This window comes from Streptomyces sp. CB02056, from assembly GCF_001905545.1.
GTDB lineage: Bacteria > Actinomycetota > Actinomycetes > Streptomycetales > Streptomycetaceae > Kitasatospora.
This window is the reverse complement of record NZ_LIPD01000001.1, coordinates 519,561-534,472: the sequence shown is the minus strand read 5'-3', so window position 1 is coordinate 534,472 and position 14,912 is coordinate 519,561. Positions and strand designations below refer to the sequence as shown.

The 14,912-nt window shown below is 73.9% G+C and carries 13 protein-coding genes; 4 read left to right on the top strand and 9 right to left on the bottom strand.

Annotated features, from left to right (window positions below):
- Positions 1-156: 156 nt before the first annotated feature.
- Positions 157-1,506 carry a class II 3-deoxy-7-phosphoheptulonate synthase gene (locus AMK13_RS02330; RefSeq protein ID WP_049655382.1) on the bottom strand — a complete coding sequence of 450 codons (1,350 nt, stop codon included), beginning with the start codon at positions 1,504-1,506 and terminating at the stop codon, positions 157-159.
- A gap of 302 nt (positions 1,507-1,808) precedes the next feature.
- Between AMK13_RS02330 and AMK13_RS02325 the strand changes: the two genes are divergently transcribed.
- Positions 1,809-3,746 (top strand): anthranilate synthase family protein, encoded by a 1,938-nt coding sequence (locus tag AMK13_RS02325; protein ID WP_074000902.1) that lies wholly within the window; start codon positions 1,809-1,811, stop codon positions 3,744-3,746.
- Positions 3,747-3,832: 86 nt separating this feature from the next.
- Here AMK13_RS02325 and AMK13_RS02320 read toward each other — a convergent pair whose 3' ends face one another.
- The 3 genes from AMK13_RS02320 to AMK13_RS02310 are packed head-to-tail and all read right to left on the bottom strand — an operon-like array spanning position 3,833 to position 6,682.
- Positions 3,833-4,528, bottom strand: coding sequence for a response regulator (locus AMK13_RS02320; protein ID WP_369808377.1), 696 nt, complete (start codon positions 4,526-4,528; stop codon positions 3,833-3,835).
- Positions 4,525-5,766 (bottom strand): MacS family sensor histidine kinase, encoded by a 1,242-nt coding sequence (gene macS / locus AMK13_RS02315; protein ID WP_241852718.1) that lies wholly within the window; start codon positions 5,764-5,766, stop codon positions 4,525-4,527. Before macS ends, AMK13_RS02320 begins: the two co-directional genes overlap by 4 nt.
- A 58-nt stretch (positions 5,767-5,824) precedes the next feature.
- Positions 5,825-6,682: a lysophospholipid acyltransferase family protein gene (locus AMK13_RS02310; RefSeq protein ID WP_074000901.1), complete on the bottom strand. Its 858-nt coding sequence runs from the start codon at positions 6,680-6,682 to the stop codon at positions 5,825-5,827.
- 200 nt (positions 6,683-6,882) lie between these two features.
- Here AMK13_RS02310 and AMK13_RS02305 point away from each other — a divergent pair, with 200 nt between their 5' ends.
- Both AMK13_RS02305 and AMK13_RS02300 read left to right on the top strand, forming a co-directional pair.
- On the top strand, positions 6,883-7,677 hold the full coding sequence (locus AMK13_RS02305; RefSeq protein WP_074000900.1) for an alpha/beta hydrolase: 795 nt from the start codon (positions 6,883-6,885) through the stop codon (positions 7,675-7,677).
- A 10-nt stretch (positions 7,678-7,687) separates the two neighbouring features.
- The gene (locus tag AMK13_RS02300) at positions 7,688-8,446 is read left to right on the top strand and encodes a hypothetical protein (protein WP_053112481.1); all 759 of its coding nucleotides are present in this window, start codon (positions 7,688-7,690) and stop codon (positions 8,444-8,446) included.
- Positions 8,447-8,465: 19 nt separating this feature from the next.
- Here the strand turns inward: AMK13_RS02300 and AMK13_RS02295 are convergent, their stop codons facing one another.
- From AMK13_RS02295 to AMK13_RS02275, 5 genes are all read right to left on the bottom strand, one after another.
- Positions 8,466-9,296, bottom strand: a complete 831-nt coding sequence (locus AMK13_RS02295; RefSeq protein WP_107418644.1) for an endonuclease/exonuclease/phosphatase family protein — start codon at positions 9,294-9,296, stop codon at positions 8,466-8,468.
- 134 nt (positions 9,297-9,430) lie between these two features.
- Positions 9,431-10,375: an ROK family glucokinase gene (locus AMK13_RS02290; RefSeq protein ID WP_074000899.1), complete on the bottom strand. Its 945-nt coding sequence runs from the start codon at positions 10,373-10,375 to the stop codon at positions 9,431-9,433.
- 191 nt (positions 10,376-10,566) lie between these two features.
- A complete protein-coding gene (locus AMK13_RS44435; protein ID WP_074000898.1) occupies positions 10,567-10,983 on the bottom strand; it encodes a DUF5304 family protein in 417 nt (138 codons plus the stop codon).
- 149 nt (positions 10,984-11,132) lie between these two features.
- Positions 11,133-12,305 (bottom strand): ArsA family ATPase, encoded by a 1,173-nt coding sequence (locus tag AMK13_RS02280; RefSeq protein WP_074000897.1) that lies wholly within the window; start codon positions 12,303-12,305, stop codon positions 11,133-11,135.
- Between the two features lie 25 nt (positions 12,306-12,330).
- Positions 12,331-12,765 (bottom strand): SRPBCC family protein, encoded by a 435-nt coding sequence (locus AMK13_RS02275; protein ID WP_049657553.1) that lies wholly within the window; start codon positions 12,763-12,765, stop codon positions 12,331-12,333.
- Positions 12,766-13,088: 323 nt separating this feature from the next.
- Between AMK13_RS02275 and AMK13_RS02270 the strand changes: the two genes are divergently transcribed.
- Positions 13,089-14,882, top strand: a complete 1,794-nt coding sequence (locus tag AMK13_RS02270) for an AMP-dependent synthetase/ligase (RefSeq protein ID WP_049657555.1) — start codon at positions 13,089-13,091, stop codon at positions 14,880-14,882.
- Positions 14,883-14,912: the final 30 nt, after the last annotated feature.

Here is a 14,912-nt window from a genome sequence, read left to right as displayed (position 1 = left end):
GTCTCTCCCGGGAGTGAAGCGGAGTGGATCTTGACTAAGGTCAGCCTTAGTTCACTGAGGCTTACCTTACCCGGCGAAACGGGTACGAAAAAGCCCCTCCGGGCTCGGGGACACCGAATCCGGAGGGGCCTTCGTCACATCGGACGGGCACCGGGCCTACTGGCCGCGGTACATCTCCGCCACCAGGAACGCCAGGTCCAGCGACTGGCTGCGGTTGAGCCGCGGGTCGCAGGCCGTCTCGTAGCGCTGGTGCAGGTCGTCCACCAGGACCTCGTCGCCGCCGCCGACGCACTCGGTGACGTCGTCGCCGGTCAGCTCCACGTGGATGCCGCCCGGGTGGGTGCCGAGCGCGCGGTGCACCTCGAAGAAGCCCTTGACCTCGTCCAGGACGTCGTCGAAGCGGCGGGTCTTGTGCCCGCTGGAGGCCTCGAAGGTGTTGCCGTGCATCGGGTCGCAGATCCACACCGGCCGGGCGCCGGAGGCGGTGACCTTCTCCACCAGGGTGGGCAGGTGCTCGCGGATCTTGCCCGCGCCCATCCGGGTGATGAAGGTCAGGCGGCCGGGCTCGCGCTCCGGGTCCAGCTTCTCGATCAGGGCGAGCGCGTCGTCGACCGAGGTGGTCGGGCCGAGCTTGACGCCGATCGGGTTGCGGATCTTGGAGGCGAACTCGATGTGCGCGTGGTCCAGCTGCCGGGTGCGCTCGCCGATCCACACCATGTGGCCGGAGACGTCGTACAGCTCGCCGGTGCGCGAGTCCACGCGGGTCAGCGCGGTCTCGTAGTCCAGGACCAGCGCCTCGTGCGAGGAGAAGAACTCGACCGCCTTGAACTCCTCCGGCACCACGCCGCAGGCGCTCATGAACGCCAGGGCGTTGTCGATCTCCCGGGCGAGCTGCTCGTAGCGCTGGCCGGCCGGCGAGTTGCGGACGAAGTCCTGGTTCCAGGCGTGCACCTGGCGCAGGTCCGCGTAGCCACCGGTGGTGAAGGCGCGCACCAGGTTGAGCGTCGCGGCGGACGCGTTGTACATCCGCTTCAGGCGCTCGGGGTTCGGGATGCGGGACTCGGGGGTGAACTCGAAGCCGTTCACCGAGTCGCCCCGGTAGACCGGCAGGGTCACGCCGTCGCGGGTCTCGGTCGACTTGGAGCGCGGCTTGGAGTACTGGCCGGCGATGCGGCCGACCTTCACCACCGGCACCGAGGCCGCGTACGTCAGTACGGCGGCCATCTGGAGCAGCGTCTTCAGCTTGTTGCGGATGTGCTCCGCCGAAACGCCGTCGAAGGCCTCGGCACAGTCACCGCCCTGGAGGAGGAAGGCCTCCCCGCGCGCCACGGCTCCGAGCCGGGCGCGCAGCTGGTCGCACTCGCCGGCGAAGACGAGCGGCGGATAGGACGCGAGCTCGGCAAGGGTCTTGCGCAGAGCCTCTTGGTCCGGCCATTCAGGCTGCTGCGCCGCGGGCAGGGACTGCCAGGAGTGGGCAGCCCTCGATGTCTCAGTCGTAGCGGTCACACCGCCAAGGCTACGGGGTGGCAGGAGTGACTCGTGCCTATTGCCCGAGGAATGAGACACATCTCGGACAAAGACGTGATGCCCCTCACCCGCCCCGACGCATCCGCTAGTCTCGAACCATGCACGCGCCCCACAGCCACTCCTGGTGGTGGGCCTCCCCCCAGGGTGGCCCACAACTGGCGCGTTCCTAGACGAACACGACGGCCGCCCCTCGGGGCGGCCGTCGGCGTCTGAGCAGACGGCCCTCCGGGAGCGGACCTTGCACCGCCTCTCACCAGTCCACCCGGAAGGAAGCCGTTCCCGTGACCACCGCTGTCGACCTGCTCGCCCGTCTCACCGGCCCCGATGCCCCCGCGTTCGCCCTGCTGCACCGCCGCACGCCCCGGCTCAGCCCGGACACCGTCGAGGTGCTGCTGGGCACCGTCGACAGCTACGAGCACCTCGCCGACCTGCCCGTACGCAGCGGCCCACCGGCCGGCGGCGGCCCGGTGCACGACCTGCTCGCGCTCGTCCCGTACCGCCAGATCCGCGAGCGCGGCTTCGAGGCGCACGACGACGACACCCCGCTCCAGGCCCTCTCGGTGACCGAGCAGCACGCCCTGCCGTTGGCCGAATTCACCTACGCCCTACCGAAGTTGCCGGTCTCACTTGCCGGTGGCGGGTTCGATGTGGACGACGACGCGTACGCCGCGATCGTCCGCCGGGTGATCCAGGACGAGATCGGGAACGGCGAGGGCGCCAACTTCGTCATCCGGCGCGACTTCCACGCGACGATGGAGGACTTCTCCCCCGAACTCGCGCTGACGCTCTTCCGGCGGCTGCTGGAGCAGGAGCGCGGCGCGTACTGGACCTTCCTGGTGCACACCGGCGACCGGGTCCTGGTCGGCGCCTCCCCCGAGGTGCACGTCCGGCAGAGCGGCGGCACCGTCGTGATGAACCCGATCTCCGGCACCTACCGCTACCCGGCCGGCGGCTCCGACCTCGACTCGCTGCTCCAGTTCCTGCACGACCCCAAGGAGTTGGAGGAGCTCACCATGGTCGTGGACGAGGAGCTCAAGATGATGTGCACGGTCGGCGACCTCGGCGGCCAGGTGCTCGGGCCCCGGCTCAAGGAGATGGCCCACCTCGCCCACACCGAGTACGAGCTGCGCGGGCGCACCTCGCTGGACGTCCGCGACGTGCTCCGCGAGACGATGTTCGCGGCCACCGTCACCGGCAGCCCGGTCGAGAACGCCACCCGGGTGATCAAGCGCTACGAGCCCACCGGACGCGGCTACTACTCCGGCGCGCTCGCCCTGATCGGCCGCGCCGCCAGCGGCGGGCAGCTGCTGGACTCGCCGATCTGCATCCGCACCGCCGACATCGACCCGGCCACCGGCCGACTGGTCGTCCGGGTCGGCGCCACCCTGGTGCGCCACTCCGTCCCGGAGTCCGAGGTCGCCGAGACCCACGCCAAGGCCGCCGGCGTGCTCACCGCGATCGGCGCCCGGCCCGCGCCCACCCGGCTGCCCCACCCGACCGGGCCCCGGCTCGCCGACGACCACCGGGTGCAGGCCGCCCTGGACTCCCGCCGGGCCGACCTCGCGCCGTTCTGGCTGCGGATGCAGCAGCCGGCCGAGATCACCGAGGCCGAGCCGACCCTGGTCGTGGACGGCGAGGACACCTTCACCTCGATGCTCTCCCACCTGCTCGGCTCGCTCGGCCACCGGGTGACGGTGGCCCGCTACGACGAGCCGGGGCTGCGCGAGCGGGTCGCGGCGCACCGGGGCGCGCTGGTGCTCGGCCCCGGCCCGGGCGACCCGGCGCTCGCCGACGACCCCAAGATGGTGCTGCTGCGGCCGATCGTCGCGGACGCGCTGGCCGCCGTCCGCTCCGGCGCCCGCACCTCGCCGCTGCTCGCGGTCTGCCTGAGCCACCAGCTGCTGGCCGCCGAACTCGGGCTCCCGCTGGGCCGCAAGGCCGTCCCGTACCAGGGGGCGCAGGAGCGCATCGACCTGTTCGGCGCCAAGCGCACGGTCGGCTTCTACAACACCTTCACCGCGCGCTGCTCGGAGGCCGACGCGGCGCGGCTCCTCGGCGAGGGCGTCGAGGTCTCCCGGGACGCCGCCACCGGCGACGTGCACGCGCTGCGCGGGCACGGCTTCGCGGGGCTCCAGTTCCACCCGGAGTCGGTGCTCACCCGTGACGGGGTCGGCATCGTGGCGGGCCTGCTGCGCGAGGCGACGGCCGCGCTGCGCTGAGCCGGCGGCGCGGCCCCGGGCGGATGTGCCCCGCCCGGGGCCGCGCCGTCCGACGGGGCGGCGCCGTGGAGCAGGCCGGGCGGCGCTCAGATCTCGTCGTCCAGGCCCTGCTCGATGGCGTACCGGACCAGCTCCACCCGGTTGTGCAGCTGCAGCTTCCCGAGCGTGTTCTGCACGTGGTTCTGCACCGTCCGATGCGACAGCACCAGCCGGTCGGCTATCTGCCGGTACGACAGCCCCTTGGCCACCAGCCGCAGCACCTCCGTCTCCCGGGCGGTCAGCTGCGGGGCGGCCGGCGCCGAGGCCGGGGCCGGCTCGGCGGCCAGCCGGCGGAACTCGCCGAGCACCAGCCCGGCCAGGCCCGGGGTGAACACCGCGTCGCCGACGGCCGTGCGGCGCACCGCGTCCAGCAGCTCCTCCCGCCCGGCCGACTTCACCAGGTAGCCGGTCGCGCCGGACTTCACCGCCTCCAGCACGTCCTGGTGCTCGCCGCTGGCCGACAGCACCAGCACCCGGACCGCCGGGTCGTGCGCGACAACCTGGCGGCACACCTCCGCGCCGGACAGGCTGGGCAGGTTGAGGTCCAGCACGACCACCTGCGGCGTGCAGGCACGGGCCCGGCGCACGGCCTCCTCGCCGTCGCCCGCGGTGGCCACCACGTCCAGTCCGGCCTCGGCGAGGTCGCGCGAGACGGCGTCCCGCCACATCGGGTGGTCGTCCACCACCATCACCCGCACCGGCCGGTCGGCGGTCGGCTGGTCGGTCATCGGCTGGTCGGTCATGGAGTGGCCTTCCTCGGGACGCGCAGTTCGACCTCGACGCCCTCCCCGGGCGCCGAGTACAGCTCGGCCGTGCCGCCGAGGTCCAGCAGCCGGCCGCGGATGGACTGGGAGACGCCGAGCCGCCCGGCCTGCTCCGCCTCGCCGAGCCGGCCGGGGGCGAAGCCGGGGCCGTCGTCGCGGATGCTGACCGTGACGGCCTCCGGCTCGTCCTCGACCAGGATCCAGGCCCGGGCCCGCTCCCCCGCGTGCTTGCGCACGTTGTCGACGGCGGCGCCGACCGCCGCCGCGAGCTCGCCCGCCGCCGCACCGGGCAGCGGCACCGGGGTGCCGGGGGCGGAGAGCGTGATCCGCTCGTCCGCGTACGGGCGCAGCAGCGCGGTGAGGTCGCGCGGGGCGTCCGGGTCCGGCGGCTCGGCGGCGTCGGACCGCGGCGCGCGCTGCTCCGGCAGCGGACCGCCCGTCATCAGGGCCCGCAGCGCGCGCTCCTGTTCACCGGCCAGCCGGCCGAGCTCGGCGAAGTCCGTACCGGAGCCCGTCCCAGCGCCCGGCTCCGTACCGCTCAGCTCCGCGCCGCGCCGCTGGACCAGGGCGAGCACCTGGAGCACGCCGTCGTGGATGTCCCGGGAGAGCCGCTCGCGCTCCCGGGTGGCCGCCTCGACCTGGAGCGCCCGGGTGAGGGTGGCCTCGCTGGCCCGGGCCAGCTCGATCACGTAGCCGATCGCGCAGCCGGCCACCATCAGCAGCACGATGTTGTGGATGTTGTCGCCGGTCGGCCCGCCGTGGCCGAGGATGTTGGCGACGCCGATCACCGAGCCCGAGGCCGCCGCCGGGCGCCAGCCGCCCTTCGCGGCGAAGCCCAGCACCGTGCCGGCCGCCCAGATGGTCGGCAGGGTGGGCGCGCCGTGGCTGATCCGGGCCGGGGAGTCGGTCATGCCGCTCATCACGATGCCGGTGACGGCGAGGGCGAGGTCGGTGCCCAGGACGAACCGGGTGCAGCGCTGCGGGTTGGCGAAGGCCCGGGTGCTGGCCAGGGTCCACAGGGTCAGCGCGCCGAGGAAGATCCAGCCGGCCACCGGGTGCAGGAAGTGCAGGTACGAGTTGAAGTACCGCAGCAGCGCGTAGCACAGGGCCAGCACCCGGAAGTAGGAGATCGCCTTCCAGAGCGGGAGTTCGACGGACATGCCGCCGGCCGCCACCGTGCCGCCGACCGCGCCGGCTCTGCCGCCGTCGTCCGTCATCCGCCCCGCCCCTCCCCGGGCCGGTCCGGGCGGCCGCTCGGACCGGCCGCCCGGACGCCTACTCCGGCTTCTCCGGCTTCTCCGCGGTGCCCGCCCCGGCGGACTTCTCGGCCTCGGCCGCCTTCTCCGCCTCGGCGGCCCGCTCGGCCTTCTCCGCCTTCTCGGCCTCGGCCGCCTCCGCCTTCTCCGCCTTGGCGGCGGCCCGGCGCTCGGCGTCGGCCTTCTTCTTGTCCTCGGCGATCTGCCGCTTGGCGGCGGTCGCGTAGATGTCCACGTACTCCTGGCCGGAGAGCCGCATGATCTCGTACATCACCTCGTCCGTCACCGAACGGAGGATGAAGCGGTCGTTCTCCATGCCGTGGTAGCGGGAGAAGTCCAGCGGGCGGCCGATCCGGATGCCGGGGCGGATGCCGAAGTTGGGGACCACCTGGCCGGGCGGCTGCACCTTCTCGGTGTCGATCATGGCGACCGGGATCACCGGGGCGCCGGTGGCCAGCGCGACGCGGGCCAGGCCGCCGACCTTGCCGCGGTACAGCTTGCCGTCGGGCGAACGGGTGCCCTCGGGGTAGACGCCGAACAGCTCGCCCTCCTCCAGCACCGCGATGGCGCTGCGGATCGCGGCCTCGCCGGCGCCGCGCACGCCCGAGCGGTCCACCGGCAGCTGGCCGACGCCCTTGAAGAACGCGGCGGTCAGCCGGCCCTTGAGGCCCGGGGTGTTGAAATACTCGGCCTTCGCGATGAAGGTGACCCGGCGCTTGATCAGCGCGGGGAAGAAGAACGAGTCCGAGAAGGACAGGTGGTTGCTCGCGATGATCGCCGCACCCTCGGTGGGGATGTTCTCCTCGCCCTCGATCCAGGGCCGGAAGAAGATCCGAAGCAGTGGCGCGACGATCATCTTCATCAGTCGGTAGAACAACCCGGGCCTCCTGTTATGCGGACCGGTCGATCCTAATGCCCCGCGGCCGCCCGCTGTGCCCGGCCCCGCCGTAGCGGCCGTACCCGGCCTGCTCGTAGGGGGTGTACGACCCGGCGCGGAGCGTGGGACGATGCGAATTCGCAGCACCTCCCCTCCAGCGTCCCCTCCCCCAGCGCCACCCGCCCGCGAAGGAGTCCGCCATGCCGTTGCTGCCCGGTGCCGAGCCGTACCGCCACCGCGGCGGACCGGTGGGGGTGCTGCTCTGCCACGGCTTCACCGGCTCGCCGCAGTCGCTGCGGCCGTGGGCCGACGAGCTGGCGGCGGCCGGTCACACCGTGTCGCTGCCGTTGCTGCCCGGGCACGGCACCCGCTGGCAGGACATGCAGCTCACCCGCTGGGAGGACTGGTACGCCGAGGTCGAGCGGGAGCTGCTGGCGCTCGCCGAGGAGTGCGAGCAGGTCTTCGTCTGCGCGCTGTCGATGGGCGGCGCGCTGGCGCTGCGGCTCGCGGCGCTGCACGGGCCGACGGTCTCCGGCCTGGTGCTGGTCAACCCGTCGGTGCGCTCGGACACCCCCGCGAGCGCGCTGCTGCCGGTGCTGCGCCACCTGGTCCCCAGCCTGCCCGGGGTCGCCAACGACATCGCCCGGGCCGGCGTGACCGAGGTCGGCTACGACCGCACCCCGCTGCACGCCGCCTGGTCGCTGAGCCTGCTGTGGCGGGAGGTCCAGCGGCTGCTGCCGGAGGTGACCCAGCCGGTGCTGCTCTTCCACAGCCCGCAGGACCACGTCGTCTCGTCGGCCAACTCGGAACTGGTGCTGGCCCGGATATCCTCGACGGACGTGACGGAGCGGCTGTGCCAGCGCAGCTTCCACGTCGCGACGCTGGACCACGACGCGGCGGAAATATTCGCGGCCGGCCAGGACTTCATCCGACGGCTGGCTCCCGCGCACGCGGCGGGCGTCACCCGGGTCGAATCCGACGATCACCATGGCTGAAGGGCCGGAAGTGCACGAGAGCAGCACGGCGGGCGGCGGGGACGAGACTCCCCGCGAGGACGGCGCGACCAAGGACGGCGGGACGAACGCGGCCGCCCCGGGCGGTGCGCCGACGGACCGTACCGGCCCGGACGGCACCCCGACGCCCCCGCCCGTCCAGGACGTCGCCGGGGGCTCCGCCGGGAACACCGCCGAGGGCGCCCCGGGGGAGGCCGCCGAACGCCGTCCGCGCCGCGCGCCCGAGCGCAGCCAGGCCGAGCAGGACGCGATCTTCGCCGCCCTGGTGGCCCAGTTCGACGACCCGGTCGACCTCAACAACCCGAACTGGCCCGAGGTCGAGAACCTCCGGGCGCAGAACGAGCTCAAGGGCGGCCACAAGGAGGGCGGCCCCGGCGGTCGCGGCGACCAGGACGACCTCTCCGACCTCGCCCCCCAGCCCCGCCCCCGCTCCGGCCGGCCGGTGATGCCGGCGGGCGGCGCGGGCCCGCGCGACTTCGAGCTGGCCGAGGAGACCGACGAGGGCCACTTCGTCCCGCCGGAGCCCCCGCCGCTGCCGCCCGCCGACGTGACCGCCAAGTTCGCCTGGCTGGCGGTGCTCGGCGGCCCGGCGCTGCTGCTGGTCGACGCGGTGGTCTGGCGGGAGATCTCCGGCTGGCCCGCCTGGGTGGGGATCACCGCCTTCCTCGGCGGCTTCGTCACCCTGGTCGCGCGGATGAAGGACCGTGACGAGGACGAGCCGGAGGACCCGGACCACGGCGCCGTCGTCTAACCGTCCGTCCGGCCGCCCGTCACGCTGTCCGGTCGGCCGGTCGGTCGGCCGGCAGTTCGAGGACGGCGAGCACCGGCAGGTGGTCGGTCGCGGCCCGCAGGTCGGCCTCGGTGACACCGGGCAGCCCGTGCGGCACCCCGCAGCCGAGGACGGTGATCCCGGGCGTGGCGAAGACGGCGTCGATCCGCTGGTAGGGGCGCTCCGGCACGGAGGTGAACTCGCCTCCCCAGGGCGCGGTCGGGTACCCGTCCTGGAGCCGGGAGGCCAGCAGCCGCCAGCCCGGCCCGTCCGGGTGCTCGTTGAAGTCCCCTGCCACGATGCCGAGTTCGGCGATCCCGAGCTGGTCGAGCAGCAGCTCGAACTGCCCGTACCGCTCCTCCTGGTCCAGGCTGAGGTGGCAGCTGGTGACGGTGAACGGCGCCGTGCCGGGCAGCCGCAGCAGCGCACTGGCGAAGCCCCGGGCGTGCAGGCCGCGGGTCTTGGGCAGCAGCCGGTCGTGCACCCCCAGCAGCTCCACCGCGCCGGGCCGGCCGAGCAGCAGCGGGCCCGCGGCGGTGCGGCCGCCGCCGGCCAGGACGACCGTCCCGGTGCTCCGGGCCAGCCAGGCGGCCTGGCCCTCGGGCCGCCAGTAGCGCGGGGACTCCTGAATGCAGACCAGATCGGGCTCGCAGGCCCGGATCACCCGGGCCAGCGCCCGCCGGTCGTCGCGCAGCGAGCGGATGTTGTAGCTGAGCAGGCGCAGCCGGCCCGGGCCGGGCGGCGGCAGCGGCTCGGCCCGTACGGCGGTCGCGGCGCCGGGCCCGGCCTCGGCGGTCGTGGTCGCGGCGGCGGTCGTGGTCGCGGCGCTCATGGTCCTCCCCTGGGCGGTCACCGGAACGCTCCGACCGTACGCGGCCGGGCCGGGACGTGCGACGGCGGCGGTGCGTCCGGGAGCGGTCGGGGCCCGGTCGCACCGCCGCCGGCGGGCTCGAAGGGGTACGGCGGTTACGGGACGCGGGCGAGGTCCGCCGCGCCGACGATGCCGGCGGCGGAGCCCATCGAGGCCAGCACGACCTCGGCGCGCGGCCGGTGCACCCCGCCGGTCAGGTAGTGCTCGAAGGCCTTGGCGACCGGGTCGAGCAGCAGTCGGCCGGAGTCGGAGACGCCGCCGCCGAGCACGAAGACGGCCGGGTCGAACAGCGCGGCGAGGTCGGCCATGCCGCGGCCCAGCCAGTCGGACAGCTCGGCGTAGCACTCCAGGGCGAGCGGGTCGCCCTCCTCGGCGGCCTGGGTGATGTGGATGCCGCGGATGGTCTCGGCCACGCCGTCGTTGAGCTCCAGCATCCGGTGGCCGCGCCGCGGGTCGGCGGCGGCCTTCTCCCGGCCGTAGCGGCGCAGCGCGCGCCCGGAGCCGTACTGCTCCCAGCAGCCCTTGCCGCCGCAGCCGCAGGTCAGGCCGTCGGGGACCATGTTGAGGTGGCCGATCTCGCCGGCCACGCCGAAGCGGCCGCGGTGCAGCCGGCCGTCCAGGACGATGCCGCCGCCGATGCCGGTGCCGACGGTGATCAGCACCATGTCCTGGTGGTCGGCGGCCGCGCCGAAGCGGAACTCGGCCCAGGCCGCGCAGTTGGCGTCGTTCTCGACGACGGTGGACAGGCCGGTGAGCTCCTCGACCCGCCCGCGCAGCGGCTCGTTCTCCCAGTCGATGTTGGGGGCGAAGATCACCGTGGAGCGGTTGCTGTCGACGAAGCCGGGGGCGCCGACGCCCACCGCGGTGACGTCGGGGTGCTCCTCCTTAAGCTCGCGCACGGCCTGCGCGATGGCGTCGACCGCCCACTGCGGGTCGGCCGGGGTGGGCACCCTGGTCCGGGCCAGGATCGCGCCCGCCTCGTCGACCACGCCTGCCGCGATCTTGGTCCCGCCGACATCGACGCCGATGGTCAGAGCCATGTGTCCCTCAGCTATTCACTCGTTCCGCTGGACGGAACGCTACCGCCCAACCCGGCCCCCGTACACAGCCTCGCATACATTATCCGAAGACAACTCTGGGCCGACGCGGCCGGGATGCTTCAAAAGTCGTATCTAATCTCCTTCTTCGTGACGTACGAGAGCAGCGCGATCACCCTCCGGAAGTCACGGTTTCACTGCTTGGCGGACGGCCCGTCAGCCTCGTCAAAGCCGGAGCCACGGCCGCCGTCGCCGTCGAGGTCGATCTTCTCCGTCGGCGCGCCTTGCCCGGCGGTCCAGCGGCTCTCGTGCCCGGCCACGGCGGCGCGGTAGGCGGCCAGCAGCTCACTGCCCGCGGCGGCCAGCCCGGTGCCGGCGGCGGCGAGGTGGGAGTAGACCTCTGGCTGCTGGGTGCGCAGCTTGTCGGCCAGCCCGGAGAGGGTGATCAGGGTGGTGGCGCTCGCCTCCTGGGCCTTGTCGCCGAGCGCACCGGCGAACCGGCGCACCTCGTCCACCAGCGGGCCCAGCTCCGGGCCGAACGGGTGCCCCTGGCCGCCCTGCTCGCCGTCCGGCCGGCCGCCGGGCTCGGTGCGGTCGTCGGTGCTGGTCATCGCGGGCGCCTCCTCAGCCGTGGCCGCACCCCGCGGCCCTCCGGCCCGACGCTACCCGACCGGCCGGGCCGCCCGGAAAGCCGCCGAACCCGGTCCAGGGCCCGCCAGAGCCCCGACCGAATCCCGCCGGTCCCCCCGCCGAACCCCCGTCAGCCCCGGGGCCAGAGCGCCGGGTCCGGCGCGAACCGCACCGAGAGCACGCCGTCGTGCAGCCCCGCCCCGGCCACCGTGCAGCGGCGCAGCGCGGACGGCAGGGTGAGCACCCGGCGGTGGGTGCCGACCCCGACGACCAGGTCGTCGCCCCGGCGGACCAGGTCCAGCTCGGAGCGGTCGGCGCCGGGCAGGTCGAGGTGCCAGACCAGCAGGCCCTCCTCGGCGAGCCGGTCCTCGACCGGCCAGGGCTCGGGGGCGAGCCGCTCGGGCCCGTCCCCGTCGCCGTAGAGCCGGTCGGCGACGGCCTCCAGGGTGGCGTCGTCCAGGCCGGCGACCAGTACCGGGGCGTCGGTCTCGGCGGCGAGCCCGGTCAGCTCCTCCTGCCGGCGGCGGGCCAGGGCGGCCAGCCACGGGTCGGGCGAGGAGGCGGCGGCCGCGGGCAGCGCGCCGTGCACCACCACGGCGTCCGGCCGGTGCCCGTGCAGGGCGAGCCCGGCCCGGATCCGGCGCAGCTCCGTGTACGGGTGGCCGTCCGCCCGGACGACCAGCCGGACGCTGGTGCCGGGGTCGGTGAGCGCGGCGCGGGACTCGGCCAGTGCCGCGGCGGCCTTGGTGCGCCCCTCGTACAGCCAGTCGGCGGGCATCGGGACGCCGGCCAGCCCGGCCAGCAGCGGGCGCAGCGCCCGGGCGGCCTGCCGCTGCTCGGGGACGAGCCGGTCCAGGTAGCGGGCGAGCTGTTCGGGCAGGGCGAGGGCGGCGATCAGCTCGGCGGGCGGCGGGGCGAGCACGACCAGGACGTCCTGGTCGGCGGCGGGCAGGGCGCGCAGCAGGGCGAGCCGGGCGATGCCGGGGAGGGCGGTGAGCTCCTCGGGGTCGAGCTGTTCGGCGCCGAGCAGGTCGAGGGCGGGCTTGAGCCGGCCGGTGAGCGCGCCGACGGCGTAGCGGAAGGCGGCCTGCTCGTCGATCCGGGAGACGGTCAGGCCCGGTGCGTGGTGGAGCGGTTCGGGCTCCAGCCGGGTGCCGAGGGCGGAGTCCAGGGCACGGTGCGGGTCGTCGGCGGCCAGCAGCCAGGTGCGGTGGCCGCGCCGGGCGGCGTGCAGGGCGGTGGCGGCGGCCACCGTGGGTGCGCCAGCGTCGCCGCTGACCAGGATGGTGCGTGTCGCCGTCATGCCGTCCGGCCCCCGTTCGGTCGTGTCAGCCTTCGACGCGCTTCTTCAGACCGGCCAGGGCGCGGTCGATGATGACCTTCTCGGCCTTGCGCTTGATCATGCCGAGCATCGGGATCTTGACGTCCACGGCGAGCTGGTAGGTCACCTCGGTGCGGCCGCCGGCGAGCGGGGCGAGGGTGTAGGAGCCGTCCAGCGAGCGGAGCATCTGGCTTCGGACGAGGGTCCAGGAGACCTCGCGGTCGCCGTCCCAGGTGTAGGCGAGGACGTGCTCGTCGCGGATGGCGCCGGCGTCGAGCAGCAGCCGGACCTCGGCGGCGCGGCCGTCCTCGCCGGTGCCGAGGACCTCGATCTCCTTGACCTCGCCGGTCCAGGCCGGGTAGGCGGCGAAGTCGGCGATCACCGCCATGACCGTGGCCGGGGTCGCGTCGATGGTGATGCTCGACCTGGTGTGCTCCGCCATGGAATGGCCCTCCGCCTCGTCCATCTGCCTGCCGGTCCGGCCGGGGCGCGCTCGGCCCGGTCCGCCCGGAGCAGGCTATCGCGCCCGGTGGGCGGCGCGGCGGCGCGGGGCGGCCGAGGTGCGGGCGGGCGCCGGGCGGGCGGGCATGTTACCGGCCGGTCGCCCTGCGCTGTCGTAGGGTGCCATTCGAACGACCCGGTCACGGCCAGGTCGGACCCGGCCGGGTGTGACACTTCGAACACCGGAGCCGACCCCCCTGGTCGAAGCTGCCTACCGGGCAGTAACGTCCTGCCGTCCCGCAGCGTCGCGAACGAGGAGCAGTCTTGCTCGACTTCAGCCTTCCGGCCCTCTACCAGGTACCGAGCGGCGGCAACCTCGCCGACCCGGTGCACCGGAACGCCGAGGAGCACCCGGACGTCGCCGTGCTCAGCCGCAAGGTGGACGGCCACTGGCAGGAGTTGACGTCGGTCCAGTTCCTGGCCGAGGTGCACGCCGCCGCGAAGGGCCTGATCGCCGCGGGCATCGAGCCCGGCGACCGGGTGGCCGTCATGTCCCGCACCCGCTACGAGTGGACGCTGCTGGACTTCGCGATCTGGACGGCCGGCGCGATCGTCGTGCCGGTGTACGAGACCTCCTCCGCCGAGCAGGTCGAGTGGATCCTCGGCGACTCCGGCGCGGTCGCCGTGATCACCGAGACCGACCAGCACGTCGGGGTGGTCGCCGAGGTCCGCGACCGGCTGCCCGGGCTGGAGCACACCTGGCAGATCGACGGCGGGGCGATCGCCGCGCTCGCCACCGCCGGGCAGGACGTCCCGGACGCGACCGTCCACGAGCGCCGCCGGACCGCCGGACCCGACGACATCGCCACCATCGTCTACACCTCGGGCACCACCGGCCGCCCGAAGGGCTGCCAGCTGACCCACGGCAACTTCCTGGCCGAGTGCGGCAACGTGGTCGAGCGCCTGGCCCCGCTGTTCCACACCGGCGAGAGCTCCGTGCTGCTCTTCCTGCCGCTGGCCCACGTGTTCGCCCGGATCGTCGAGATCGCCCCGATCATGGCGCCGATCAAGCTCGGCCACGTCTCCGACGTCCGGAACGTCACCGCCGAGCTGGCCTCCTTCAAGCCGACCCTGATCCTGGGCGTGCCCAGAGTGTTCGAGAAGGTCTACAACACCGCCCGCGCCAAGGCCCAGGCCGACGGCAAGGGCAAGATCTTCGACAAGGCCGCCGACACCGCGATCGCCTACAGCCGGGCGCTGGACGCGGGCGGCGCGGGCCTGGTCCTGCGGCTCAAGCACGCCGTCTTCGACAAGCTGGTCTACAGCAAGCTGCGCGCCGCGCTCGGCGGCCGGGCCACCCACGCCATCTCCGGCGGCGCCCCGCTCGGCGAGCGCCTGGGCCACTTCTACCGCGGCATCGGCTTCACCGTCCTGGAGGGCTACGGCCTGACGGAGACCTGCGCCGCCACCGCCTTCAACGAGTGCGCCAAGCCGAAGATCGGCACGGTCGGCCAGCCGACGCCCGGCTGCTCCGTCCGGATCGCCGAGGACGGCGAGGTCCTCCTCAAGGGCCCGCACATCTCCACCGGCTACTGGAACAACCCGCAGGCCACCGCGGAGGCCTTCAAGGACGGCTGGTTCGCCACCGGGGACCTCGGCTCGCTGGACTCCGAGGGCTACCTGACGATCACCGGCCGCAAGAAGGAGATCATCGTCACGGCCGGCGGCAAGAACGTCGCCCCGGCCGTGATCGAGGACCGGATCCGGGCCCACGCCCTGGTCGGCGAGGTCATGGTGGTCGGCGACCGCAAGCCCTTCATCGCCTGCCTGATCACCGTCGACCCGGACTTCTTCCCGAAGTGGAAGGAGCTCAACGGCAAGCCCGCCGACGCCACCGTCGCCGACCTCGCCGCCGACCCGGACCTGCTGGCCGCCCTCCAGAGCGCGGTGGACGACGGCAACGCGGCCGTCTCGCACGCCGAGGCGGTCAAGAAGTTCCGCCTGCTGGACACCGAGTTCTCCGAGGAGAGCGGCCACCTGACGCCCTCGCTCAAGCTCAAGCGCAACGTCGTGCTGAAGGACTACGCCGCCGAGATCGAGGCCCTGTACCGGAAGTAGGGCCGCACCGGTACGCCGAAGGGCCCCGGG

Bases quoted from the DNA above. Each gene is read 5' to 3' on its own strand.
- AMK13_RS02290 (WP_074000899.1), bottom strand. From the start codon at position 10,375: ATGGCTCTGACCATCGGCGTCGATGTCGGCGGGACCAAGATCGCGGCA.
- macS (WP_241852718.1), bottom strand. From the start codon at position 5,766: ATGACGGACGACGGCGGCAGAGCCGGCGCGGTCGGCGGCACGGTGGCG.
- AMK13_RS02275 (WP_049657553.1), bottom strand. From the start codon at position 12,765: ATGGCGGAGCACACCAGGTCGAGCATCACCATCGACGCGACCCCGGCC.
- AMK13_RS02305 (WP_074000900.1), top strand. From the start codon at position 6,883: ATGCCGTTGCTGCCCGGTGCCGAGCCGTACCGCCACCGCGGCGGACCG.
- AMK13_RS02320 (WP_369808377.1), bottom strand. From the start codon at position 4,528: ATGACCGACCAGCCGATGACCGACCAGCCGACCGCCGACCGGCCGGTG.
- AMK13_RS44435 (WP_074000898.1), bottom strand. From the start codon at position 10,983: ATGACCAGCACCGACGACCGCACCGAGCCCGGCGGCCGGCCGGACGGC.
- AMK13_RS02295 (WP_107418644.1), bottom strand. From the start codon at position 9,296: ATGAGCGCCGCGACCACGACCGCCGCCGCGACCACGACCGCCGAGGCC.
- AMK13_RS02280 (WP_074000897.1), bottom strand. From the start codon at position 12,305: ATGACGGCGACACGCACCATCCTGGTCAGCGGCGACGCTGGCGCACCC.